The 24,565-nt window shown below is 74.6% G+C and carries 22 protein-coding genes and 1 pseudogene; 17 read left to right on the top strand and 6 right to left on the bottom strand.

Annotation, left to right across the window (positions count from 1 at the left end; translation table 11 throughout):
- Positions 1–20: 20 nt before the first annotated feature.
- Positions 21–2,030, bottom strand: coding sequence for a glucuronyl esterase domain-containing protein (locus BM414_RS18585; RefSeq protein WP_093581732.1), 2,010 nt, complete (start codon positions 2,028–2,030; stop codon positions 21–23).
- A gap of 103 nt (positions 2,031–2,133) precedes the next feature.
- Between BM414_RS18585 and BM414_RS18580 the strand changes: the two genes are divergently transcribed.
- Positions 2,134–3,018: an ATP-grasp domain-containing protein gene (locus BM414_RS18580; RefSeq protein ID WP_139245945.1), complete on the top strand. Its 885-nt coding sequence runs from the start codon at positions 2,134–2,136 to the stop codon at positions 3,016–3,018.
- A complete protein-coding gene (locus BM414_RS18575; RefSeq protein ID WP_175551679.1) occupies positions 3,015–4,373 on the top strand; it encodes a circularly permuted type 2 ATP-grasp protein in 1,359 nt (452 codons plus the stop codon). Before BM414_RS18580 ends, BM414_RS18575 begins: the two co-directional genes overlap by 4 nt.
- Positions 4,374–4,382: 9 nt before the next feature.
- Here BM414_RS18575 and BM414_RS18570 read toward each other — a convergent pair whose 3' ends face one another.
- Positions 4,383–5,015 (bottom strand): LysE/ArgO family amino acid transporter, encoded by a 633-nt coding sequence (locus tag BM414_RS18570; RefSeq protein WP_093581726.1) that lies wholly within the window; start codon positions 5,013–5,015, stop codon positions 4,383–4,385.
- Positions 5,016–5,087: 72 nt separating this feature from the next.
- Between BM414_RS18570 and BM414_RS18565 the strand changes: the two genes are divergently transcribed.
- Both BM414_RS18565 and BM414_RS18560 read left to right on the top strand, forming a co-directional pair.
- Entirely contained in the window at positions 5,088–6,047 is a 960-nt protein-coding gene (locus BM414_RS18565) for a LysR family transcriptional regulator ArgP (protein ID WP_093581724.1), read from the top strand.
- Positions 6,047–6,478, top strand: a complete 432-nt coding sequence (locus BM414_RS18560) for a hypothetical protein (RefSeq protein WP_139245944.1) — start codon at positions 6,047–6,049, stop codon at positions 6,476–6,478. Before BM414_RS18565 ends, BM414_RS18560 begins: the two co-directional genes overlap by 1 nt.
- An 81-nt stretch (positions 6,479–6,559) precedes the next feature.
- Here BM414_RS18560 and BM414_RS18555 read toward each other — a convergent pair whose 3' ends face one another.
- Positions 6,560–8,017, bottom strand: a complete 1,458-nt coding sequence (locus BM414_RS18555) for a sugar porter family MFS transporter (RefSeq protein WP_093581720.1) — start codon at positions 8,015–8,017, stop codon at positions 6,560–6,562.
- Positions 8,018–8,343: 326 nt separating this feature from the next.
- Between BM414_RS18555 and BM414_RS18550 the strand changes: the two genes are divergently transcribed.
- The gene (locus tag BM414_RS18550) at positions 8,344–9,579 is read left to right on the top strand and encodes an FUSC family protein (RefSeq protein WP_175551678.1); all 1,236 of its coding nucleotides are present in this window, start codon (positions 8,344–8,346) and stop codon (positions 9,577–9,579) included.
- A gap of 94 nt (positions 9,580–9,673) precedes the next feature.
- Here the strand turns inward: BM414_RS18550 and BM414_RS18545 are convergent, their stop codons facing one another.
- On the bottom strand, positions 9,674–10,066 hold the full coding sequence (locus BM414_RS18545) for a tautomerase family protein (protein ID WP_093581716.1): 393 nt from the start codon (positions 10,064–10,066) through the stop codon (positions 9,674–9,676).
- Positions 10,067–10,281: 215 nt separating this feature from the next.
- Positions 10,282–11,019, bottom strand: coding sequence for a GntR family transcriptional regulator (locus BM414_RS18540; RefSeq protein ID WP_245784818.1), 738 nt, complete (start codon positions 11,017–11,019; stop codon positions 10,282–10,284).
- Positions 11,020–11,234: 215 nt separating this feature from the next.
- Between BM414_RS18540 and iolC the strand changes: the two genes are divergently transcribed.
- From iolC to BM414_RS18480, 12 genes and pseudogenes are all read left to right on the top strand, one after another.
- Positions 11,235–12,215: a 5-dehydro-2-deoxygluconokinase gene (gene iolC / locus BM414_RS18535; RefSeq protein WP_217644801.1), complete on the top strand. Its 981-nt coding sequence runs from the start codon at positions 11,235–11,237 to the stop codon at positions 12,213–12,215.
- Positions 12,208–13,131 carry a class I fructose-bisphosphate aldolase gene (locus tag BM414_RS18530; RefSeq protein WP_217644800.1) on the top strand — a complete coding sequence of 308 codons (924 nt, stop codon included), beginning with the start codon at positions 12,208–12,210 and terminating at the stop codon, positions 13,129–13,131. Before iolC ends, BM414_RS18530 begins: the two co-directional genes overlap by 8 nt.
- A gap of 35 nt (positions 13,132–13,166) precedes the next feature.
- Positions 13,167–14,078: a 5-deoxy-glucuronate isomerase gene (gene iolB, locus BM414_RS18525; protein ID WP_093581710.1), complete on the top strand. Its 912-nt coding sequence runs from the start codon at positions 13,167–13,169 to the stop codon at positions 14,076–14,078.
- Entirely contained in the window at positions 14,075–16,024 is a 1,950-nt protein-coding gene (iolD, locus tag BM414_RS18520) for a 3D-(3,5/4)-trihydroxycyclohexane-1,2-dione acylhydrolase (decyclizing) (protein ID WP_093581708.1), read from the top strand. The genes iolB and iolD overlap by 4 nt, the downstream gene beginning before the upstream one ends.
- A 29-nt stretch (positions 16,025–16,053) precedes the next feature.
- The gene (locus BM414_RS18515; protein WP_093581706.1) at positions 16,054–17,052 is read left to right on the top strand and encodes a sugar phosphate isomerase/epimerase family protein; all 999 of its coding nucleotides are present in this window, start codon (positions 16,054–16,056) and stop codon (positions 17,050–17,052) included.
- Entirely contained in the window at positions 17,049–18,116 is a 1,068-nt protein-coding gene (locus BM414_RS18510) for a Gfo/Idh/MocA family protein (RefSeq protein ID WP_217644799.1), read from the top strand. Before BM414_RS18515 ends, BM414_RS18510 begins: the two co-directional genes overlap by 4 nt.
- The gene (locus BM414_RS18505) at positions 18,113–18,988 is read left to right on the top strand and encodes a sugar phosphate isomerase/epimerase family protein (protein ID WP_093581704.1); all 876 of its coding nucleotides are present in this window, start codon (positions 18,113–18,115) and stop codon (positions 18,986–18,988) included. Before BM414_RS18510 ends, BM414_RS18505 begins: the two co-directional genes overlap by 4 nt.
- Positions 18,989–19,000: 12 nt before the next feature.
- On the top strand, positions 19,001–20,494 hold the full coding sequence (locus BM414_RS18500) for a CoA-acylating methylmalonate-semialdehyde dehydrogenase (protein WP_093581702.1): 1,494 nt from the start codon (positions 19,001–19,003) through the stop codon (positions 20,492–20,494).
- A 16-nt stretch (positions 20,495–20,510) separates the two neighbouring features.
- Positions 20,511–21,071 (top strand): annotated as a pseudogene (locus BM414_RS18495) (SDR family NAD(P)-dependent oxidoreductase); the annotation flags it as partial.
- A gap of 55 nt (positions 21,072–21,126) precedes the next feature.
- Complete coding sequence (locus tag BM414_RS18490; protein ID WP_093581698.1) at positions 21,127–21,981, top strand: mycofactocin-coupled SDR family oxidoreductase; 855 nt, start codon at positions 21,127–21,129, stop codon at positions 21,979–21,981.
- A gap of 184 nt (positions 21,982–22,165) precedes the next feature.
- Positions 22,166–23,200: a uroporphyrinogen decarboxylase family protein gene (locus BM414_RS18485; RefSeq protein ID WP_093581696.1), complete on the top strand. Its 1,035-nt coding sequence runs from the start codon at positions 22,166–22,168 to the stop codon at positions 23,198–23,200.
- Positions 23,201–23,234: 34 nt separating this feature from the next.
- On the top strand, positions 23,235–23,630 hold the full coding sequence (locus BM414_RS18480) for a nuclear transport factor 2 family protein (RefSeq protein ID WP_093581694.1): 396 nt from the start codon (positions 23,235–23,237) through the stop codon (positions 23,628–23,630).
- Positions 23,631–23,651: 21 nt separating this feature from the next.
- On the opposite strand, the gene BM414_RS18475 is transcribed toward BM414_RS18480, so the two are convergent.
- A complete protein-coding gene (locus BM414_RS18475; protein ID WP_093581692.1) occupies positions 23,652–24,515 on the bottom strand; it encodes a dioxygenase family protein in 864 nt (287 codons plus the stop codon).
- Positions 24,516–24,565 lie beyond the last annotated feature (50 nt).

The raw sequence follows: 24,565 nt of genomic DNA, 5'->3' as shown, positions 1-24,565 counted from the left end.
CCGGGGACCGGGGCCGCCGGTCAGACGAGGGCCCGCCGCGGGCCGTGCACGTCCAGCCAGTCGACCATCGCCGACCGGGTGGCGCCGGAGAGCCGGTGCCAGTCGGCCAGCGGCACCCGCGGCACACCGGCGGCCCGGCAGGCGGCGGCCACCGCGCCGGCCGGCGCCTCGGGGTCCCAGGCCGGGTCCAGCACGACGGCGGGGCGGTCCGCCGTCGCGGCGAGCAGGTCGGCCAGGGTGTACTCCGGCCGGGCCCGCAGCAGGGGCTCACCGCAGCTGGGCGCGGCCAGCACCGCACCGGCCACGGGCACGTCCTCCGGCCCGGCGTCCAGGGCGAACAGGTGCAGGGCGAACAGGTGGAGCGCCACCAGCGCCCCGGTGCCGTAGGCGGCGACCCACACCCGGTCGTGCCCGGTGGCCGCCGCCGCGACGGCGGCCACCGCGGCCGCGTCGGCGGTCATCCGGCCCAGCGGCGAGGACCCCGGCGACGGGCGCTCACCGTGCCGCGAGCCGCTGCCGACCGGGTCGTGGCAGGCGACCGCCCAGCCGGCCGCGGCCAGCAGCTCCGGCAGCGGCTCGGCCTGCTCGTACCCCGCCCGCCACCCGGTCGCCGCGCACGGCGGGCCCAGCCAGAGCACCAGCCCGCGGCCGCTGCCCCCCTCCGGCGGGCGCAGGACGGTGACCGCCACACCGTCCCCGGTGCGCAGCCGGTCCTCCCCCGCCCTGGGGACCGGGATGGCGACGGCACCCGGGCGGGCAGCGCGCCCGCCCGGGCCCAGGGCGGCGCGGACGGCGGCCTGCAGCCGCGGCCCGCGGACCGGGTGCGGACCCGGGCGCACGCGGTCGGCCGGCCACGGGACCGGGGACGGCGCCACCGGTACGCGCCCGGGGCGACGCGTCGAGCCGCCGAGCACCGACTGCGCCCAGTCCAGCTGGGCGGCGACGGCGGACTCGCCGGCCCGGTGCCCTCCCGGGCGCAGCGCCAGCTCCAGGGCGTCGCGCCGCCCGAGCAGGGCGAAGGCGTCCCGCGCGGCGTCGACCGCCGCGCGGGCGGCCGGGACGCGCTCGACCGGGTCCTCGACCGCCACCGAGACCAGGACCGGCCGCGGCGCGGCCAGCGCGAGCAGCTCGTGGGCGTCGGTGGGCAACCGGTGCTCCCGCCCGGCGAACCAGCGCAGCCGCGGGTGGTACCAGCCGGGATAGTGCCGGGTGAGCAGCTCCACCCCCTCGCCGAAGTGCCGGTCGGTGCACAGCCGGGCGGGGATGGCGCCGAGCACGCCGCTGGAGCTGGAGACGACGCCGGCGAAGCGGTCGTCGAAGGCGGCGGCCAGCAGCGCGGTCTTGCCGTTGCGGCTGTGCCCGCCGACCAGCACCCGGCGGGCGTCCACCCCGGTCTGGTCCTTTAGGGCGTCGAGGACCCGCGACAGTGCCCACGCCCGCCAGGCCAGACGGCCGGCGACGACCGAGGGGAAGACGCGCTCGACGGCCTCGGTGTCGTCGTCCCCGTCCGCGGCCGAGACCAGGCAGGCGCCCCACCCGCGGGCCAGCGCCGCCTCCGCCCAGGGCCCGTGGCTCGACTGCAGGAGGTAGACCGGCACGTCCCGTGCCACGCCGGCCGCGGGAACGGGCAGCAGCAGCCGCGCACGCACCGACCAGCCCTCGCCGACGACGAGCTCACGCACCTCCACCCTCCCCGCCGTCCGCACCCGGTCCACGCGGACGGACGTGCGGCGGAGGGCGGGCGGAGGCGCACCGGTCAGCCACCTGCGCCAGCGGGCGCGCAGCACCGCGCGCCGGGCCGGCCACCCGTCGGCCCCGGCCACACCGTCGACCGGCGACCACAGACCGGTGCGCGCAGGCAGACGGGAGAAGTCCGGCGCCAGGTCGCCGCCGGCCGACAGCCACGTCTCGAACGACTCGCTCGGCGGCAGCGCCCCCGCCAGCTCGGCGGTGTAGCGCCGCCGGCGCGCCGTGGCCGAGCGCCCGACGTGACCGTCCCGGGACCGGCTCCCCGGCGTCACCTGCGTCATGCGCCCGCACGGTAGGACCGGTACGTGTCCTCCGGGGTGTCGCGCGTGTTGCGTCCGTGCTGCGCGTGGTGCGGGGGTCACGGCTGGCGTGCACAGTGACGAGGTGCGCGTGCTGCTGGTGATCACCGACGAGGACTGGTACGAGGACGCCGGCTACGCGGCCGCCTGGGTGCGGGCGCTGGAGGAGCAGGGCGCGGAGGTCGAGCGGCTGGCCCGGCTACCGGCCGACTGGCCGGTCAGCGGCCCGCCGCCGGGCCACTACGACCTGGCGATCGCGCACGTGCTGGTCGAGGAGGTGGTCGCCTACGCGCCGACCTTCGCCCTGGCCGTCCTGCTCGAGGCGGCCGGCGTGCCCCTGCTCAACCCCGTCACCTCGCTGGTCGCCTCGGCCGACAAGCTCGTGACCCACGCCGTGTGGGCGGCCGCCGGCGTGCCGCAGCCCGCCGCGTGGGACCTGGCCCGGGTCCGGGAGTGGCCGATGCCCGGACGGCGGATGGTGCTCAAGCCCGCGCTGGGCGACGGCGCCCGGTACATCGAGCTGGTCGGCGACCTCGCCGCCGCCCACGAGGTCGACGCGGCCTGGCGGGCCCACGAGGCGTCCGGCGGCCACCGGCGCGGCGCGGCGCTGCTGCAGGAGTGGATCGCCGAGCCGGCGTGCGCCCGCATCTTCGCCACGCCCACCGCCACCTCCCTGGTCTACGAGAAGTCCCGGGAGGAGGGCGCGCTGGTCACCCACGGGACGGTCTACCCGCGGGTGTACGAGGCGCCGCCGGACACGGCGCGCCTGGCCCAGGGGATGGTCGCCGCCCTCGGTGGCGGGCTGATGGGCGTCGACGTGCTCGTCGAGCCGGACGGCCGGCTGCTCGCGCTCGAGGCCAATGCGCCCTTCGGCTTCGACGTCACCGATCCCCAGCAGGGGCGGTGGGTGGCCCGCGCCGCCCTGGCCGTCGCCGAGCGGGCAGCGGCCGAGCGCGCGGCAGCCGCGTGAGCGCGGGGGCCGGCCTCGACGAGGCGCTGCTGCCCGACGGCAGCGACCGAGGTCACGCGGCGCCCGCGTTGGCCGCCGTCCGCGCGCTCGGCCCGGGCGCGCTGGCCGCGGACGTGGCCCGCGCGGCCGCCGGTCTCGGCCTGCTGCACGGGCCCGCGGACGAGGCGCACGTGTTCACCGTGGACCCGGTGCCGCGGGTGCTGCAGCGCGCCGAGTGGCAGCGGCTGGCCACCGGCCTCGACCAGCGGTTGCGGGCGCTGGAGGCCTTCGTCGCCGACGCCCACGGTCCCCGCGAGGCGGTCCGCGCCGGCGTCGTGCCGGCCGTCGTGCTCGACACCAACCGCTACCTGGCCCCCGGCCTGCCGCCGCCGCGGCGGTGGATCGGCATGGCCGGGCCCGACCTCGTCCGCGGTGCCGACGGGCGACTCGTCGTCCTGGAGGACAACGTGCGGACGCCGACGCTGCTGGCCTACGCCCTGGCCGCGCGGGACCTGGTGGCACCTCGGCTGGGCGTGCAGCCGGGGCCGGCGCCGGTGCGCGAGGCCGCCCGCACGGCGATGCGGCGGATGCTCGCCGACGCCACCGACGTCCCCGACCCGGTCGTGGCGGTGCTCGGGGACGGGCCGCGCAGCTCGGTGGCCTGGGAGATCGACCGGCTCGGGGAGATGGTCGACGCGCCGGTCCTGCTGGCCGCGCAGCTGAGCGTCCGCGGCGACGCCCTGGTGCTGCCCGACGGACGCCGGGTGGACCTGCTCTGGCGGCGCACGAGCGAGGAGCGGCTGACCGACGACGACGGCCGGCCCAACGAGCTGGGCGAGCTGCTGCTGGGCCCCCTGCGTGCCGGCACGGTGACGGTGGTCAACGCCTTCGGCACCGGCGTCGCCGACGACAAGCGCACCTTCCCCTACGTCGAGGACCTGGTCCGCTTCTTCCTCGGCGAGGAGCCGGAGCTGCGCTCGCAGCCCGCCTACGACCTCGGTGACCCCGCCCGGTGCCGGGCGGCCCTCGACCGGCTGCCGGAGCTGGTGCTCAAGCCGCGGTCGGGCTCGGGCGGCCACGGGGTGCTCATCGGCCCGCGGGCCGACGCCGGACAGCTCGAGCGCGCCCGGGCCGCCGTCCTGGCCGCTCCCGGGGAGTGGATCGCCCAGGAGCCGGTGGCGCTGTCGACCCACCCCACGGTCGTCGACGGCGCGCTCGTGCCGCGGCACGTGGACTACCGGCCGTACGCGTTCTGCGTCGACGGGGAGACCATCGTGCTGCCGGGCGGCTTCACCCGGGTGTCCCTGACCGAGGGCGAGCTGGTCGTCAACGCCTCGCAGGGCGGTGGCGGCAAGGACACCTGGGTGGTCGGCTGAGGGCGGCGTTCAGGCAGCACCGGCGCCGCGGAGGACCAGGGAGACGGCGAGGGCCGTCATGACGACGGCGATGACACCGTCGAGGACCCGCCAGGCCGCCGGGCGGGCGAACACCGGCCGCAGCAGCCTGGCGCCGAAGCCGAGGACGGTGAACCAGGCGATGCTGCCCAGCCCGGCGCCGGCGGCGAACTCCCAGCGGTGCTCGCCGTGGGTGGAGGCCATGGAGCCCAGCAGGACGACCGTGTCGAGGTAGACGTGCGGGTTGAGCCAGGTCAGGGCCAGGCAGGTGCCGACCGTGGCCGCGAGGCCGGCGCGGGCGCCCGCGGAGTCCGGGAGGAGCACGCCGGGCCGCAGCGCCCGCCGTGCCGCCAGCGCGCCGTAGCCGAGGAGGAACGCCGCACCGGCGAAGCACACGGCCGGGACGAGCCACGGCACGCGCTCGAGGGCGGCACCGGCCCCGAACACGCCCGCGACGATCAGGGCGAGGTCGGACAGCGCGCACACCGCCACCACCGCGCTCACGTGCTCGAGCCGCAGCCCCTGCCGCAGGACGAAGGCGTTCTGGGCACCGATGGCGACGATCAGCCCCAGTCCCAGCGCGAGCCCGGAGGCGACCGCGACCAGCGCGGGAGTCGTCGGCACGCCGTCGACGCTAGGAAGCGGTGACCATCGGGTCCAGCTGAAGATCCTGATGCACCGTTAGCGTTGCTGTCCATGGAGCTCGACCTCGCGCAGCTGCGTGCGCTGGACGCGACCATCCGCGGCGGCACGCTGGAGGCCGCCGCGCGGGCGCTGCACGTCACGCCGTCGGCGGTCAGCCAGCGGCTGCGCGCGCTCGAGGTCGCGACCGGCCGCATCCTGCTGGTGCGGACCAAGCCGGTGCAGGTGACCGAGTCCGGGCAGGCGGTGCTGCGGCTGGCGCGGCAGGTCGACCTGCTCGCCGCCGACGTCGCCCGCGAGCTCGGCGGGGACGGGTCGGACGACGGGGTGCCCACGCTGCCCATTGCGGTGAACGCCGACTCGATGGCCACCTGGGTGCTGCCCGCCCTGGCGCCGCTGGCCGGTGAGGTCTGCTTCGACCTGCACCGGGAGGACCAGGACCACACCAGCGCCCTGCTGCGCGCCGGCACGGTGATGGCGGCGGTGACCGCGCAGGCCGAACCGGTGCCCGGCTGCAGCTCCACCCGCCTGGGCGGCATGCGGTACCGGCCGATGGCCACGGCGGGGTTCGCCCGGCGCTGGTTCCCCTCCGGCCCCTCCCCCGAGGCGCTCGCCCGGGCCCCGGTCGTCGTCTTCGACCGCAAGGACGACCTGCAGCACCGCTACCTGCACGCGCAGGCCGGCAGCACCGTCGCGCCACCGGTGCACTTCGTGCCCGCCTCCGCCGACTACCTCGCCGCCGTCACCCTCGGCCTGGGATGGGGCATGGTGCCCGACCTGCAGGCGCGCGACGGAGCGGTGGAGCTGGTCGACCTCGACCCGGCCGGCGCGGTCGACGTCACCCTGTACTGGCAGCAGTGGCGGCTGCGCTCCGCCACCCTCGACCGCGTGCGCGAGGCCGTGCTGGCCGCGGCCGGCCGCGAACTCGACCGGCCCGTCGACGCGCACCCCGGTGCCGGCGGGCACGTGCTGGTGGACGGTGGGGGTGCCGGCGGTGCCTACGATCGGTCGTGATGCCTGACCGCTCGCACGTCCAGGTGGTCCTCGGCCAGCAGGTGTACGCGGTGCTCGAGCAGTGCCGGAAGCCCGAGGTCCTGTGGGCCAAGCTGGCGACGGGCAACTACGACTGGCTCGGCGTCCGGCGCAACGGCAGGTACGTGCTGGGCCGGCCGCGGCTGTCCGCCGTCGTCCCGGAGGAGCCCGGCCCGCTCCCGGACGACGCCCGGCAGCCGCACCGCATCGAGGCACTGGGGCCGCTGCAGCGGGTCCCGCGGTGGGAGGCCTTCGCCACGGCCGAGGAGGCCCGGGACACCTTCCGGCGCCTCGCGCGGGGAGACCCGATCACCCCGCTGCGCACGTCCGGGATCTGGCGGGCCCGGCTGGTCCTGGACGGCCGGTCGGTCGAGGAGCGCCTGGTCGTCCGCCCGCTGCCGCGGCTGCTCTGACCCGGGGTCCGCTGCCCCACACGACGGCGGCGCCCGCCACCCCGGCGAGCGGGGTGACGGGCACCGTCGGGGATGAGGTGGTCAGCCGCCGCGGACGCTGACGGGGGCCTCGTGGGCGACCTCGGCCAGGTCGTGCGTCCGGAAGTCGTCCTCGAGCTCCTCGAGCGAACGTCCCCGGGTCTCCGGTGCGAACTTCTTGACGAAGACGAGCGAGCCCACGTTCACCAGCGCGAACAACCCGAAGGTCAGGCTGGCCCCCAGCGCCTCCACCAGCGGCGGGAACGCGAAGGAGATCGCCGCGTTCACCGTCCACAGCACGAACACCGCGATGCCCATCGCGAAGCCGCGGATCGTCATCGGGAAGATCTCCGAGAGCAGGAGCCACACCAGCGTGCCGATGAACGTCTGCACGAAGAAGACCACGAGCAGCATCGCGGCGAGGATCAGGTAGCTCCTGAACCCCGACTCCGGGAGCAGGAACGACAAGCCCAGCACCGCGTGCCCGGCCGCGACCCCGGTGAAGCCGGCGAGCAGCAGGGGTCTGCGGTTGTGCCGGCCGATGAGGACGATCCCGAGGATCGTGCCGATGATGGCGACCACGCCGACAGTGATGGTCAGGATCAGCGAGGCGCTCGCCCCGAGTCCGGTCGACTCGAGGATGGTCGGCGCGTAGTAGTTGACCGTGTTGATGCCGGTCGCCTGCTGCACCGTCGCCAGGCCGCATCCCAGCCACAGGATCCGCCGCATCCAGGGGAACGCCCGCAGGTCACGCAGGGCCGCACCCTTGTCCTCGGAGGTGTCCCGCTTCGCGTGCTCGACGATGACGTTGTACTCCTCGGACGCCTCCGCCGGGTCGCGGCTCAGGCCGAGGACGCGCCGGGTGTCCTCGAACCGCCCGCGCACGGCGTACCAGCGCGGCGAGTCCGGCAGGAAGAACATCCCGACGAGGAGGGCGATGGCGGGGATCGTGGCGATGCCGAGCATCCACCGCCACACGTTGGCGTCCTCGATGACGGCGTCCAGCAGCGCGTTCATCGCGAAGGCGAGGAACTGGCCGGTCACGATCATCAGCTCGTTGATGGTGACCATGCGGCCGCGCCGGTCGGCGGGGGCCATCTCGGCGAGGTAGAGCGGGCACGTCACCGCGGCGGCCCCGACGCCGAAGCCGAGCAGGATCCGTCCCCCGGTCATGATCGCCACGTTCGGCGCGATCGCGCAGATCAGGGCGCCGAACAGGAACAGGCCGGCACAGACGAGCAGGCTGCCCTTGCGGCCGAGCCTGTCGGCCAGCTTGCCGCCGAGCAGGGCGCCGAACGCCGCGCCGGGGAACAGCAGCGAGCTGACGACCACGGCCTCGGTGAAGGTGGTGAGGGCGAGGTCATCCCGCATGTACAGCAGCGCACCGGAGATGACCCCGGTGTCGTAGCCGAACAGCAGACCTCCGAGGGTGGAGATCACCGTCAGCTTGACCAGGAACCGGTTGTGCGCGGGTGATCGCCGCGCTCCGGTGGACGTCCCGGAGGACGAGTGGATCGACATGGGCCGCTCTTTCGGGGAGGAGGCCGTCATGGCCCCGGGTGGAGGTGTCGGGAGGAGAGGGAGGGCGCCCCCGGCTTCCCGTCGGGACGGGGACACCGGACGGGCGGACGCGGGGTCCGCGGGAACACGTCGACGGGCATGCGGTGCCCGGGAGCGGGGTCCCGGCCGCGCGGCCGGGCACAGGGGTCGCGCCCACGGAACGGGATGCAGGACCGGAGGACCGCGTCGCCGGCCGGCGTGCGAGCGCGCGGACGGGGACAGGTGGGATGGGTCGCCCCTCGGCGAGCCGGGCGCCGCCGGCGGTCGGCGTCGCGGAGGATGACCGCGTGGCCCACTGGCGGAAGGGTGGTCGCGCGTCCGTCCGCGAGCTCGCAGCCGGTGCTGTGGACCTGGTGCGCCGGCGCGGCCGGTCCGCGGTCTTCCGGGCGCTCCGGATGACCGGGGCGACGGTGGCCGCCTACCTCGTCGCGCAGCTCGTCGGGCTGCACGAGCCGCCGCCGCTCATCGCGGCGCTGAGCGCGCTGCTCGTCGTGCAGGCGACGCTCACCAGCACCCTGGTGAACGGGGTCCAGCGGGTGCTGAGCGTGGTCACCGGTGTGGCGCTCGCGGTGGTCTTCGCCGCCGTCGTGGGGCTCACCTGGTGGAGCCTCGGCGCGCTGGTGGCGGCCGCCATCCTCGTCGGCCAGCTCCTCCGGCTGGGTCCGCACCTGGTGGAGGTGCCGATCAGCGCGATGCTGGTGCTCGGGGTGGGCGCCGTGGGCGCGGAGTCCCTCGGCGGCCAGCGGGTCCTCGAGACGCTGATCGGCGCAGCCGTCGGGATGCTCGTCAACGTGCTGTTCCCGCCGGCCGTGCAGACACGGTACGCGGTCCGGTCGGTCGAGCGGTTCGCGGGTGAGATCGCCGCGCTCCTCGACGACGCCGCCATGGCACTCGTCACCGGACCCGTGACCCCGGAGCAGTCGACGCGCTGGCTGCAGGACGCCCGCCGGCTCAACCGGCACGTCCCCCGGCTGGACCGGGCGCTCGCCCACGCGGAGGAGAGCCGCCGGCTCAACGTGCGCGCACTGCGGTCCCCGTGGGCGACCACCGGGGTACGTGCCGGCCTGGACGCCCTCGAGTACACGTCCGTCTCGCTGCGCACGCTGTTCCGCGCGATGGACGACGCCACCCGGGAGCGCACCGGGGTCCGGGACGACGCCGGTTATGCCGCCACCGTCCAGCACACCACCGCCAGCCTCCTGGAGCGCATGGGCACCGTGGTCCGAGAGTTCGGCCGGGTCCTGACGGCTGAGCCCGGCGAGGCCCGGCGCACCGCGCAGGCACGGCTGGCCGGGTCCCTCGCGGCCCTGAGCAGCGGCCGTGCGCTGATGGCGGACCTGCTCATCGGCGACCCCCGCAGCAGGACGGGGCTGTGGGAGTTGAACTCCGCGCTGCTCACCACCGTCGACCGCATGCTCGACGAGCTCGGTCCCGGGCCGTCGGAGGAGGCCCCGGCCGTCCTCGTGGAGGCCCGGGCTCCGAGGGCGCCGTACCGGATGCGCCTGGGCCGCCGTCCGTCCTGACGCCGCGGGGTCGCGGTCGGCGAGGACCGGGTTCCGTGGGTGCACGTCGTGCCTCCTTCCGGACGCGAGCGGGACGGGTGTCGCAGGACCGCGGTCAGAGGTCGCCGTCGAGGAACTGGGCCCGGCCGAGTCCGAAGGACCAGTCCGCCCGGGTGTTGCCGACGACGGACACGACGAGGTCGCCGGGGGCGAGGGCCGTGACCTCGCCCAGCCGCCGGCACAGTCCCGCGTAGAGGGCCCTCTTCTGCTCGTCGGAGCGCCCCTGCTGGAAGACCTGGAGCACGACCAGGTCGTCACTGCGCTCGATGCCCAGCCCGGTGTCCTCGCAGATCAGCTGCCCGGGACGGTGTTCGGTGATCACCTGGTAGCGGTCCCGGGGCGGAGCGGCGAAGTCGTCGAGCAGGACCTCCTGGACCGTGTCGGCCAGCAGGCGGAGCTCCTCGGGACTGCGCCGTCCCTCGACGACGTCGATGCGGACCAACGGCACGGGGAGCCTCCCTCGGCATGGTGCGCCCGGCGTGATGCGGGCCACATGGCCGAGGACTATGTCAGGACATTAGGACTTTGTGAAGAGCCGGAGACGAACGGGCGCACGGCGACGGTGTCGTCCGCCGGGGAGTCCCCGGGGCATGCCGACAGGACCCCCGACCGGCGCAGGCGCCACCCCGGCCGGTCGGGGCGGCGCGGTGACGGCGCGGTGCGTCAGCGACCGACGAGCGTCGTCTCGAAGTCGTAGCGGGAGGCGCGGTAGACGTGCCGTCCGTGCTCCACGGGGGCGCCCTTGTCGTCGAACGCCGTGCGCTGCATCGTCAGCAGCGCCGACCGCGGGGGCTCACCGAGCAGCCTCGCCTCGTCGGCCTTCGCCAGCCGCGCCCCGATCCGCTGGTGGGCCACCCTCAGGTGGACACCCTGACCGCGCAGGTACTGGTACAGACCCCGCTCGGTCAGCTCGGCGAGCGTCGGCTCGAACCGCCCCGGCAGGTAGTTGGTCAGGATCGCCAGGGGCTCACCGCGGGTCCGGCGCAGCCGCCGGAGGGCGACGACCTCCTCCCCCGCCGTGACGTCGAGCTCCACGGCCACGTCGGCCGGCACCGGCACCCGCTCCAGCGTGAGGACCTCCGTCGACGGCGCCTCGCCGCCGCGCGCGAGGTCGTCGTAGAGGCTCGTGAGCTCGACCGACCGGCGGACGTGGGGCTGGATGACCTGGGTCCCCACCCCGCGCTTGCGCACGAGCAGGCCCTTGTCGACGAGCTCCTGGACGGCGCGGCGGACGGTCGGGCGGGAGAGCCCGTAGCGCTCGGCCAGGAGGAGCTCGTTCTCGAGCTTCGCCCCCGCGGGGAGGCTGCCGTCGGAGATGGCCCGCTCGAAGGCCTGGGAGAGCTGGAAGTACAGCGGGGTCGGGCTGGAACGGTCGATGTCGAACGTCGGCGTGACGGCCACCTCGTCCTCCTCCTCCGGCCGGGCGGGACGTCGTCCCTCGCCGACACCATCCGCATCCTCGCACCCGGCGACCCGCTCCGACGTCCCCACGTCGGGGCATCCGGACGTCCGGACGTGCTGCTGTCCGTATGTCATTACAAAGTCTTGACGCGGCTCTGTGCCGTGGCGCACAGTCTGCAGACACCGCAGGACGACGCACAGGGACGGAGCGCACCGTGCAGGACGCACTGGACGTGGTGGCCATCGGCCGCAGTGGCGTCGACCTCTACCCGCTGCAGGTCGGCGTGGGCCTGGAGGACGTCGAGACCTTCGGGAAGTTCCTGGGCGGCAGTGCCGCGAACGTCGCGGTGGCCGCCGCTCGGCTCGGGCACACCGTCGCGCTCGTCACCGGTGTGGGTGACGACCCCTTCGGCCGATTCGTCCGCCGCGCGCTCCGGGACCTGTCGGTCGACGACCGCTTCGTCGTCGTCGACGGCGAGCACCCGACGCCGGTCACGTTCTGCGAGGTCTTCCCGCCCGACGACTTCCCGATCTGGTTCTACCGCCGCCCGACCGCGCCGGACCTGCAGGTACGCCCCGAGGACCTCGACCTGGACGCCGTGCGCGAGGCCCGGCTGTTCTGGGCCACGGTGACCGGCCTGTCCGAGGAGCCCTCCCGCTCGGCCCACCACGCGGCCTGGGAGGCACGCCGGCGGCGACCGCACACCGTGCTCGACCTCGACTACCGGCCGGTGTTCTGGAGCTCGCGCGAGGAGGCGTCGGCCCAGGTCCGCGCGGCCCTCCCCCACGTCACGGTCGCCGTCGGCAACCGCGAGGAGTGCGAGGTCGCCGTCGGGGAGACCGATCCCGACCGGGCCGCCGACGCCCTGCTCGAGGCGGGCGTGGAGCTGGCGGTGGTCAAGCAGGGCCCGCGGGGCGTGCTCGGCAAGACCCGCACCGAGCGGGTCGTCGTCCCCCCGACCCCCGTCGACGTGGTCAACGGCCTGGGTGCCGGCGACGCCTTCGGCGGCTCCCTCGTCCACGGTCTGCTCACCGGTCTGCCGCTGGAGCAGGTGCTGCGCAACGCCAACGCCGCCGGGGCGATCGTCGCCTCCCGGCTCGAGTGCTCGACCGCCATGCCGACCGCGGACGAGGTCGACGCGCACGTCGCCGCCCACCGCGCGCCCGCCCCCCGACTGGAGGACACCCGTGTCTGACACCGCTCTCGACCTGCCCGACGTCGCGACGGGCACGCCGCTGTGCGCCACCTACGCCGAGGTCACCGAGCTGCGCAGCCGGCACCCCGAGGCGATCGCGCAGGCACTGGCCACGCGACGGCGGCGCCCGTCGTTCCTCCCCGGGGACGGCCGGCTGATGCTGGTCGCCGCCGACCACCCCGCCCGCGGCGCGCTGGCCGCGCAGGGCCGGCCGACGGCGATGAACAGCCGCACCGACATGCTCGACCGGCTGCGCACCGCGCTGTCCCGGCCGGGCGTGGACGGGCTGCTGGCCACCGCCGACATCGCCGAGGACCTGCTGCTCCTCGGCGCCCTGGAGGACAAGGTCGTCGTCGCCTCGATGAACCGCGGCGGCCTGGCCGGCTCGGCCTTCGAGATGGACGACCGGATGACCGCCTACGACGTGCAGGGCGTGGTCGAGGCCCGCTTCGACGCCGCCAAGATGCTCAACCGCTTCGACCTCGACGATCCCGGCACCGTCGTCTCGATGGAGGCGGCCGGCCGGGCCGTGACAGCACTCGCCCGCGCCGGGGTGATCGCCATGCTCGAGCCCTTCCTGTCCCGCCGGGCGGACGGCCGGGTGGTCAACGACCTGTCCCCCGACGCGGTCGTCAAGAGCGTGCACATCGCCCAGGGCCTGGGCGCCACCTCGGCCTACACCTGGCTCAAGCTCCCGGTGGTCGACGAGATGGAGCGCGTCATGGACGCGACCACGCTGCCCACCCTGCTGCTCGGCGGCGACCCGTCGCGGCGGCCCGAGGAGACCTATGCGCAGTGGCGCGACGCCCTCGCGCTGCCCTCGGTGCGCGGCCTGGTCGTCGGCCGGACGCTGCTCTACCCGCCCGACGACGACGTCACCGACGCCGTGGACACCGCCGTGTCCCTCGTCCACTGAGCCCGGGGCCCCTCGACCCACCACGGAGCGACCGGATGACCGCGACCACCCGCACCCTCCACCTGCCGGCCGGCAGCGCCGCCTCCGGGGACTACGCCCTCGAGGTCACCCCCGAGTCCGCGGGCTGGAGCTCCTCCGGCCTCCGGGTCCTGGAGCTGGCCCCCCGCGGCGGGCACACCCTGCGGACCGGCGAGGACGAGGTCGTCGTCGTCCCGCTGTCCGGCGCCCTCTCCGTCGCCTGCGACGGGGAGGTCCTCGAGCTGACCGGCCGGCCGCACGTCTTCGCCGGCCCCACCGACTTCGCCTACCTGCCGCGGGAGGCCACCGCGGAGCTCTCCAGCGAGGCCGGGGGCCGGTTCGCCCTCTGCAGCGCCCGGGCCGGCCGCCGACTGCCGGTCCGGTACGGACCGGCAGAGGAGGTGCCCGTCGAGCTGCGGGGGGCCGGCCCGTGCAGCCGGCAGGTCAACAACTTCGCCACCGCCGGCGTCTTCGAGGCCGACTCGATCATCGCCTGCGAGGTGATCACGCCGGGCGGCAACTGGTCGAGCTACCCGCCGCACAAGCACGACGAGACCTCCGAGGCGGAGAGCGAGCTCGAGGAGATCTACTACTTCGAGGTCGCCCCTGGCCCGCAGGGTCAGCCCGGACCGGCCTACCACCGCGTCTACGGCACACCCGAGCGCCCGATCGACGTGCTCGCGGAGGTGCACGACCGCGACGTGGTCCTGGTCCCCCACGGCTGGCACGGACCGTCGATCGCCGCGCCCGGCCACGACCTCTACTACCTCAACGTCATGGCCGGCCCGGGCCCGGAGCGGGCCTGGCGCATCGTCGACGACCCCGTGCACGCCTGGGTCCGCGACAGCTGGACCGGCCAGGACGTCGACCCGCGGCTGCCCCTGCACGCCCCCGCCCACCACCCAGAGAACGGAGCGACCCGACCGTGAGCGCGCCGTCCCACCCCCCGGCCCGGACCGAGACCGTCCGGCTGACCGTCTCCCAGGCCGTCGTCCGCTTCCTCGCGCAGCAGCACACCGAGCGCGACGGGCAGCGGCAGCGGCTGTTCGCCGGCTGCCTGGGCATCTTCGGCCACGGCAACGTGGCCGGCCTCGGCCAGGCGCTGCTGCAGGCCGAGGTGGACGAGCCGGGCGCGCTGCCCTACGTGCTCGGCCGCAACGAGCAGGCGATGGTGCACACCGCCGTGGCCTACGCCCGGGCCAAGGACCGGCTGCAGACCTGGGCGCTGTCCACCAGCGTCGGGCCCGGCTCGACCAACATGCTCACCGGCGCCGCGCTGGCGACGATCAACCGGCTGCCGGTGCTGCTGCTGCCGGCCGACACCTTCGCCACCCGCTCCGCCGGGTCGCTCCTCCAGGAGCTGGAGCTGCCCGCCTCCGGCGACGTCACGGTCAACGACGCCTTCCGCCCGGTGTCGCGGTACTTCGACCGCATCTGGCGGCCCGAGCAGCTGCCGGCGGCGCTGCTCGGCGCCATGCGGGTGCTCACCGACCCGGCCGAGACCGGCGCGGTCACCCTCTGCTTCCCGCAGGACGTGCAGGCCGAGGCCTTCGACTGGCCGGTGGAGCTCTTCGCCGAGCGCACCTGGCACGTGGGACGGCCGCTGCCGGAACCCGCGGCCCTGCGGCGCGCCGTCGAGGTGATCCGCTCAGCCCGCCGCCCGCTCGTCGTCGCCGGCGGCGGCGTCATCTACTCGCACGCCACCGGGGCCCTCGACGCCTTCGCCACCGCCACCGGCATCCCGGTCGCGCAGACCCAGGCCGGCAAGGGCGCGCTGCCCTTCGACCACCCGCAGTCGGTGGGCGCCCTCGGCTCCACCGGGACGACCGCGGCCAACGCCCTGGCCCGCGACGCCGACGTCGTCATCGGCATCGGCACCCGGTACCAGGACTTCACGACCGCGTCACGGACGGCGTTCAGCGACCCGGACGTGCGCTTCGTCAACGTCAACGTCGCCTCACCCGACGTGGTGAAGCACGCCGGGGTCGCGGTCCAGGCCGACGCCCGCGAGGCGCTGACCGCACTCACCGACGCCCTGGCCGGCTGGTCGGTCGACGAGGCCCACCGCTCGCGCACCGCGGAACTCGCGGTCGAGTGGGAGGCCACCGTCGAGGCCGCCTACCACCCGGAGGTCCCCAGCGCCGGCGAGGGCGGCCGGCTGACCCAGAACGAGGTCATCGGGCTGGTCAACGAGGTCTCCGCCCCGCGGGACGTCGTGGTCTGTGCCGCAGGGTCGATGCCCGGTGACCTGCACAAGATGTGGCGGGTCCGCGATCCGAAGGGCTACCACGTCGAGTACGGCTACTCGTGCATGGGCTACGAGATCCCCGGGGGCATCGGCATCCGGATGGCCAGCCCCGACCGCGACGTCTTCGTCATGATCGGCGACGGCTCCTACCTGATGATGCCGACCGAACTGGTCACCGCCGTCCAGGAAGGCGTCAAGATCGTCGTGGTCCTGGTGCAGAACCACGGCTTCGCCTCGATCGGCGCGCTGTCCGAGCAGCTGGGGTCCCAGCGGTTCGGCACCCGCTACCGCTCCCGCGCGGCGAACGGCCGGCTCGAGGGCGACGTCCTCCCGGTGGACCTCGCCGCCAACGCCGCCAGCCTCGGTGTCGACGTCCTCACCGCCCAGGACGGCCCGAGCCTGGAGGCCGCACTGCGCAAGGCCAAGGCCAGCGACCGCACCACCGTCGTCCACGTCGAGACCGACCCCCTGGTCGACGCGCCCTCCAGCGAGTCGTGGTGGGACGTGCCGGTCAGCGCGGTCTCCACCCTCGAGAGCACGCAGCACGCCCGCGCCGTCTACGAGCAGTGGAAGGCACGCCAGCACCCGTACCTGACGCCGTCCGAGCGCGGTCCCGTCCAGCCCTGAGCACCGTCCCATCCGGAGGAGAGGAACACATGACCGCGCAGCACTCCGCGGCGCCCGCCCCGCAGTCGACGGCCCCGCAGTCGACCGGCGGAGCCCGCATCCGGATCGGGTCGGCACCCGACTCGTGGGGCGTCTGGTTCCCCGACGACCCCCAGCAGGTCCCCTGGCAGCGCTTCCTGGACGAGGTCAGCGCGGCCGGCTACGAGTGGATCGAGCTGGGCCCCTTCGGCTACCTGCCCACCGACCCGGCCCGGCTGGGCGACGAGCTCGCCGCACGCGGCCTGCGCGTGTCGGCCGGGACCGTCTTCGAGCACCTGCACCGCCCCGACTCCTGGGACGACGTGTGGCGGCAGGTCGGCGACGTCGCGACGCTCACCGCCGCGATGGGCGGCACCCACGTGGTGGTCATCCCCGACGTCTGGCGTGACCACAGGACCGGGGAGGCCATCGAGCCCCGGGACCTGCCGGAGGAGGGGTGGACGCGCCTGGCATCCGGGATGGACCGGCTCGGCCGGGCGGTGCAGGAGGAGTACGGCCTCGCCATCGCCTTCCACCCGCACGCCGACAGCCACGTCGGCCGGCAGTCCGAGATCGAGCGCTTCCTCGCCGCGACCGACCCGCGGTACGTCCCGCTGTGCCTCGACACCGGGCACGTCAGCTACTACGGCGGCGACAACCTCGACCTGATCCGCCGATTCCCCGATCGCATCGGCTACCTGCACCTCAAGCAGGTCGACCCGGCCGTGATCGAGCGGGTGCACGCCGAGGACGTCCCGTTCCCGAAGGCGGTGCAGCTGGGCGCCATGATCGAGCCGCCGCACGGCGTGCCGGACCTGCCGCCGCTGCTGGCGGAGGTCGAGCGGCTCGGGCTCGACGTGTTCGCCATCGTCGAGCACGACCTCTACCCCTGCCCGCCGGACGTGCCCCTCCCGATCGCCCAGCGCACCCACCGGCTCATCGGCTCCTGCGGGCTGCCCTCGATGGAGATCGGCCGTCCGCGCACCCCCTCCGCCGGGGACCGGGCATGACCGCCACCGAGGTCCTGTCCGCCGTCCGCGCGGCCGTGTCGGTTCCCGCGGACCTGCGCGTCGCCGTCCTCGGCGTGGGCCTGATGGGCGCCGACCACGTCGCCCGGCTGCACGGCCGGGTCTCCGGGGCCCGCGTGGCCGTCGTCAGCGACGCGGCCACCGACCGGGCCGGCCGGGTCGCCGCCGGGGTCCCCGGCTGCCGCGTGGTCACCGACCCACTGGCCGCCGTCGCCGACCCCGAGGTCGACGCGGTCGTCATCGCCAGCCCCGGCCGGTTCCACGAGGAGCAGGTGCTCGCCTGCATCGACCGCGGCATCCCGGTGCTCTGCGAGAAGCCGCTGACCATGGACGCCGACAGCTCGCTGGCCGTCGTCCGCGCCGAGGACGCCCACGCCGCCCGCACCGGCCGGCGGCTGGTGCAGGTCGGGTTCATGCGCCGCTTCGACCCCGAGTACGCGGCACTGCGCGAGCTGATCGCCGCCGGCGGCATCGGCGAGCCGCTGGTGGTGCACTGCGCCCACCGCAACCCCGCCGTCCCCGCTGGCGTCACCACCGAGTCGATCGTCAACGACTCCGTGGTCCACGAGGTCGACGTCGCCCGCTTCCTGCTCGACGAGGAGATCGCCGCGGTCACCGTCCTGCGGCCGCGGGCGACCCGGCACGCCGCCCAGGGACTGTCCGACCCGCTGCTGGTGCTCCTCGAGACCGTCGGCGGCCGGATGGTCGACGTCGAGTGCTTCGTGAGCACCGGCCTGGCCTACGAGGTGCGCACCGAGGTCGTCGGCGAGGACGGCAGCGCGATGATCGGTCTGCACAAGGGGATGGTCCGCCAGCACACCGGGCCGGGCGGCGCCGTCCGCAGCACCGCGGTCGCCCCGGGCTTCCGCGAGCGCTTCGGCCTCGCCTACGACCTGGAGGTCCAGCGCTGGGTGGACGCCGCCCGCCGGGGAACCGTCGACGGGCCCGGCGTCTGGGACGGCTACGCGGCGCAGGCGGTGTGCGCCGCCGGCGTGGAGGCGCTGCGCACCGGCCGGCGCACCGAGGTCCGGATGGAGCAGCGATGAGGATCGCCCTGGACCCGCAGATGCTGCGGACGACACCGCTGCTGGAGCTGCCCGACCTCGTGGCCCGCATGGGCTACGAGTGGATCGAGCTCTCCCCCCGCGAGGACTTCGTCCCCTTCTTCAAGCACCCCCGGGTGGACACCGCCACCGTCCGGGCGTTCAAGACGAGGCTCGCCGACGCCGGCGTGGGGGTCACCTCGCTGCTGCCGGTCATGCGGTGGTCCGGTCCCGGTGAGGTGGAGCGGCAGGCCGCGGTCCGGTACTGGCGGCGCGCCATCGAGATCTGCGTCGAGCTCGGCGTCGACACGATGAACAGCGAGTTCAACGGCCGGCCCGAGGCGCCGGAGCTCGCCGAGGCGATGTTCTGGCGCTCCATGGAGGAGCTCCTGCCGGTCTTCGAGCGGGAGGGCCTCACGCTGGCGCTCGAGCCGCACCCGGACGACTTCATCGAGCTCGGCCACCCGGCGGTCGACATGGTCCGGGGCATCGACAGCCCGTGCGTGTCCTTCCTCTACTGCCTGCCGCACACGTTCCACCAGGGCGACGACGCGCCGGGGATCATCGCGCACGCCGGCGACCTGCTCACGCACGTGCACGTCGCCGACTCGATGGACCACACCGCCTCCGACGGGCTCCGGTACATCACCAACCCGCCCGGCAACCCCGTCCGCGTCCACCAGCACGCGGAGATCGGCCGCGGCGACGTCGACTTCGACGAGGCCTTCGCCGCCCTGGCCGGGATCGGCTTCGACGGCGTCCTGACCACCTGCGTCTTCGGCTGGGACGACGAGGCCCGCGAGTCGGGCACCCGCATGCTCGCCGCCATCCGCGAGCTGGTCTCCAAGCACTTCCCCGACGGCACCCTTCCCTGAGAGGCACCTCCCATGGCCCAGCACATCCCCCACTGGATCGACGGCGCCCGCCGCGAGGGCACCAGCGGCCGCACCGGCGAGGTGACCGACTCGGCGACCGGCGAGGTCGTCGGCGAGGTCGCACTCGCCTCCACCGAGGAGGTCGACGCGGCCGTCGCCGCCGCCACCGCCGCCTTCCCCCGCTGGCGGGACACCTCGCTGGCCAAGCGCACCGCGGTGCTGTTCCGGTTCCGGGAGCTGCTCAACGACCGCAAGCCCGAGCTGGCCGCGATCATCACCGCCGAGCACGGCAAGGTCCTCGACGACGCCCTCGGCGAGGTGTCCCGCGGCCAGGAGGTCGTCGAGTACGCGTGCGGCGTGCCCTCGCTGGTGCGCGGCGGGTTCACCGAGAACGCCTCGACCAACGTCGACGTGTTCTCCATCCGCCAGCCGCTCGGCCCGGTGGCGGTGATCAGCCCGTTCAACTTCCCGGCCATGGTCCCGATGTGGTTCTTCCCCATCGCCATCGCCACCGGCAACACCGTCGTCCTGAAGCCGAGCGAGCAGGACCCCTCCGCGGCGATCTGGATGGCCGAGCTGTGGAAGGAGGCCGGCCTGCCCGACGGCGTCTTCAACGTGGCGCAGGGCGACAAGGTCGCCGTCGACCGCCTGCTCGAGCACCCCGACGTCAAGGCCGTGTCCTTCGTGGGGTCCACCGCGATCGCCCGCTACGTGTACGAGACCGGCACCCGGCACGGCAAGCGCGTGCAGGCCCTCGGCGGCGCCAAGAACCACATGGTCGTCCTGCCCGACGCCGACCTCGACCTGGCCGCCGACCAGGCGGTGAACTCCGGGTTCGGGTCGGCCGGCGAGCGGTGCATGGCCATCAGCGCGGTGCTCGCCGTCGGCGGGGTCGGTGACGACCTGGTCGCCCGCATCGCCGAGCGCACGCGGACCCTGCGCACCGGGGACGGCCGCAAGGGCTGCGACATGGGCCCGCTGATCAGCAGGAAGCACCGCGACCGCGTCGAGTCCTACGTCGAGGCCGGCGAGCAGGAGGGCGCGAAGGTCGTCGTCGACGGCCGCCAGGTGCAGCCCGACGGCGCCGAGGACGGCTTCTGGCTCGGCCCGACGCTGGTCGACCACGTCGAGCCGCACATGAGCGTCTACACCGACGAGATCTTCGGCCCGGTCCTCTCGGTGCTGCGGGTGGACACCTACGACGACGCCGTCGGGCTGATCAACCGCAACGAGTACGGCAACGGGACCGCGATCTTCACCAACGACGGCGGCGCCGCCCGGCGCTTCCAGCACGAGGTGGAGGTCGGGATGATCGGCATCAACGTGCCGATCCCGGTCCCGATGGCCTACTACTCCTTCGGCGGGTGGAAGAACAGCCTCTTCGGAGACTCCCACGCCCACGGCGCCGAGGGCGTGCACTTCTTCACCCGCGGCAAGGTGATCACCTCTCGCTGGCTGGACCCCAGCCACGGCGGCCTGAACCTCGGGTTCCCGCAGAACGTCTGACCGCGTCACCGACGCCGATGCCGTCAGTGCCATGGTCGCCGCCACGGATTCCGCCTTCGGGCGGATCGACGTCGTGGTGAACGACGCCGGGCTCTCGCTCACCTCGGCGTTCGAGCGCGTGACGCTGACCGCCTGGCGGGCGGTCATGGCGGCGGACGTGGAGTCGGTCGTGCTCGTCACGCAGGCCGCGCTGACGTTCCTCCTGGCGCGTGGCGGCAGCGTCAACGTCGCGTCGGTCGCGGGCCTCGGCGGTGATGCGGGCATGAGCGGCTACAACGCGGCCGAGGGCGCGCTGGTCGACCTGACCCCGTCGCTGGCGGTCGAGTTCGCCGACCGCGGGGTGCGGGTCAACGCCGTCGCCCCGTCGCTGACGTCGACCGACGCCACCGCGGACATCCCGGCCGAGGACGTCGCGGAGTTCCTCCGGCGCATCCCCATGGGCCGGGCAGCGGAGCCAGCCGAGGTCGCCGACGTCATCGCCTTCCTCGCCGGCCTGGACGCCCGGTTCGTCACCGGAGTGGTCCTACCGGTCGACGGAGGACTCCGGGCCGGCAGCGGCCAGCCTCCCCGCCGGTGACCGCCACCGCCCGGGCGACCGGACGGACCGACAGATCAGGAACAGGAGCAGGGACATGACCGGACCGTCGTTCGACCCCAGCCGCTTCGCGGGCAGGGTCGCCTTCATCAGCGGGGTCGCGCGCGGGCAGGGCCGGCAGTTCGCCGTCGACCTCGCCAAGGAGGGCGCCGACGTCATCGGCTTCGACATCTGCGAGGACATCCCGGGAGCCAGCACGGCCATGGCCACCGAGGCCGACCTCGAGGAGACCCGCGCCCTGGTCGAGGCCACCGGCCGGCGGATGATCGCCGAGCGGGCCGACGTCCGGGACTACGCCGCGGTCGAGGCCGTGCTGGCCAAGGGGCTCGCGGAGTTCGGCCGGGTCGACGTCGTGGTCGCCAACGCCGGCATCCTCGCGGGCGCCGGTCCCTTCTGGGAGATCAGCCTGCAGAACTGGAAGGACACCGTCGACACCGACCTCACCGGTGTCTGGCACACCGTGCGCGCGGCCACCCCGGCCATGATCGAGGGGGGCCGCGGCGGGGCGATCATCATGATCGCCTCCGCCGGCGCGACCAAGGGGTTCCAGAACATCACCCACTACGTGGCGGCCAAGACCGCGCTGGTCGGCATGCTCAAGCCGATGGCGGCCGAGCTCGGTCCGCACTTCATCCGGGTCAACGTCCTGTCGCCGACCAACGTCAACACCGCGATCTACATGACCGAGACCAACAAGCGGCTCTTCCTCCCGGACAACCCCGCCCCGACCGACGAGGAGTACGAGATGGCCTCCCGTCCGCAGCACGTCATCCCGATCGGCTGGATGGAGACGCGGGACACCTCGGCCGCGCTGCGCTTCCTCGCCTCGGACGACGCGCGTTACGTCACCGGTCTGGAGATGCGCGTGGACGCCGGCGTCGTGCTGCGCTGACGGCCGGGAGACGTCGGGGAGCTCCTCGGACCGACCAGCAGCGCAGCGGCTCCACCTGCCGGTGTGGTCGGTGCCGGTGTGGTCGGTGCCGGTGTGGTCGGTGCCGGGAGGCTCCAGGACGATGGGGCGCATCGAGATGCCCGAGGCGACGCGAGTCGCTGCGCCCCGCCCCCAGGAGGATCGGATGCCGGCCCTGCTGCCCCCGCTGCCCACGATGATCGTGGGCAGCCTGCCCCAGCCGGACTGGCTCATCGACCGGGAGCGGCTGGGCCACCAGTTCCCTCCGCGGGTCCGGGCGCGGGAGCTGTGGCGCATCCCGCCGCAGCACCTGCAGGAGGCCCAGGACGACGCCACCCTGGCGGCCGTGCGCGCGCAGGAGGAGGCCGGCCTGGACGTGGTGACCGACGGGGAGATCCGCCGCGAGTCCTACTCCAACCACTTCGCGACGGCCCTCGACGGCCTCGACCTCGAGCACCCCGGGACGGTGCGCAACCGCTCGGGGATCGACATCCCGGTGCCGCGGGTGACCGGCGAGATCCGCCGGCCGTCGCCGGTCCAGGCGGACGACGTCCGGTTCCTCCGCGCGCACACCGACCGCGCGATCAAGATCACGGTGCCCGGGCCGTTCACGATGGCGCAGCAGACGCAGGACGAGCACTACCGCGACGACCGGGCGCTGGCCATGGCGTACGCCGACGTCGTCCGCGAGGAGATCGCCGACCTGTTCGCCGCCGGCGCCGACATCGTCCAGGTGGACGAGCCCTGGCTGCAGGCGCGTCCCGAGGTGGCCCGCCGCCACGGCGCCGAGGCCGTGACCCGCGCCGTGGCCGACGCCGCCGGCCCGGTGCACGTGCACCTGTGCTTCGGCTACGCGGCGATGGTCTCGGACCGGCCGGCCGGCTACTCGTTCCTGCCGGAACTGGCCGACACACCCGCCGACACCGTCTCGGTCGAGACGGCGCAGTCGCACCTGGACCCGACGACCCTGCGGCCCCTGCGGGGCAAGGGCATCGCGCTCGGTGTCCTCGACCTGTCGACCCCGGAGGTCGAGACCCCGGAGACGGTCGCCGACCGGGTGCGGCGGGCGCTCGACCACGTCGACGTGGACAGGCTGGTGCTCTCCAGCGACTGCGGGCTGAAGTACCTCCCGCGGGCGTCGGCCGCCGGGAAGATGCGGTCCCTCGCGCAGGCGGCCGCGGTGCTGCGGTCCGAGATCTGACGCGGCCGCCGCCGGTCGGGTCGATCATCGACCCATGGGCGAGGACCACGTCGGGGACCCCGAGGACGTCCGTGCGGTGCTGGCGGCGGAGGACCGCCGCTACCAGGCCATGCTCGACGCCGACCTGGCGACGCTCGACGCGTCGTGCGCGGCCGAGCTGAGCTACGCCCACTCCAGCGGCGCCCGGGACACCAAGGACCAGTACCTCGAGAAGGTGCGCTCGGGCTACTACGTCTACCGGCGCATCGACCACCCGGTGGAGCGGGTCGCCGTCGTGGGCGACAGCGCCCTCGTGGTCGGCCGCATGACCGCCGACCTGGACGTCGACGGCAGGCCCAGGACGATCGACAACCTGGCCCTCGCGGTCTGGACGAGGGCCTCGGGTGGGTGGCAGCTGCTGGCCTACGCCCCCACGCCCCTGCCGGCCTGAGCCCGGGCCCCACGCCTGCCGCTACGCCTGCCGCTGCAACACGAAGTCGTAGCGGGCCTCGACCCAGGGGTCGGCCGACGTGCCGCCGTCCGGGGTGGCACCGGGCTCGCGCTGCTCGAACGCGACGACCAGTTCCTGCTTGGTGCCGAAGACGACGTCGCTGTCCAGGTACTCCGCGCCCTCCTGGAACAGGTGCGTGACCAGCGGCTCGTAGCCGGGCACGTCGATCAGGAAGTGGACGTGCGCGGGCCGGAAGTGGCTGATCCCCGTCCGCGCGACCAGGTCGCCGACGGGTCCGTCCATCGGGATGGTGTACCCCCGCGGCACGATGGTGCGCAGGCAGTAGCTGCCGTCCTCGCGGGTCGTGTACCGGGCCCGCAGCCGGGCCTCGTCGAGGCCGGGGATCTGCGACTCGTAGGCGCCCTCCGTGTCGGCCTGCCAGACGTCGAGCACACCGCCGGCCACGGGGTCCCCGTCCAGGTCCCGGACGGTGCCGTGGACGAACAGCGGGGTCCCGGGGACGCCGTCGGACATGTCCCCGCCGAAGCCGAGCTCCGGCGAGCCCTCGATGTGGAAGGGCCCGAGCACCGTCGCCGGAGTCGCCACCGGGTCGAGGCGGTGGTTCATCTGGACCACGAGCATCGACAGGCCGAGGACGTCAGAGGCGAGGATGAACTCCTCGCGCTTGTCGTCGCTGATCTGGCCGGCCCGGGTGAGCCACCGCACCGCCGCCGCCCACTCCGCCTCGGTCAGCCGGACCTCGCGGGCGAAGTCGTGCAGGTGGCGCACCAGTGCCGCCATGAGCTCGGCCACCCGCGGATCGTGCGCGGTCCGCCACCGCTCGACGGCGAGCTCGGTGATGTTGTCCTCGGTGACCGGTTGCACGGGAACCTCCTCGCGAGCCGTGGGGACGGCGGGCACCGTCCGCGACGTCG

Origin of the sequence: Geodermatophilus amargosae (assembly GCF_900116515.1) — a bacterium.
GTDB classification, from domain to species: Bacteria; Actinomycetota; Actinomycetes; order Mycobacteriales; family Geodermatophilaceae; genus Geodermatophilus; species Geodermatophilus amargosae.
The sequence above is the reverse complement of the archived record's forward strand: the minus strand, read 5'-3'. Positions and strand labels throughout refer to the sequence as shown.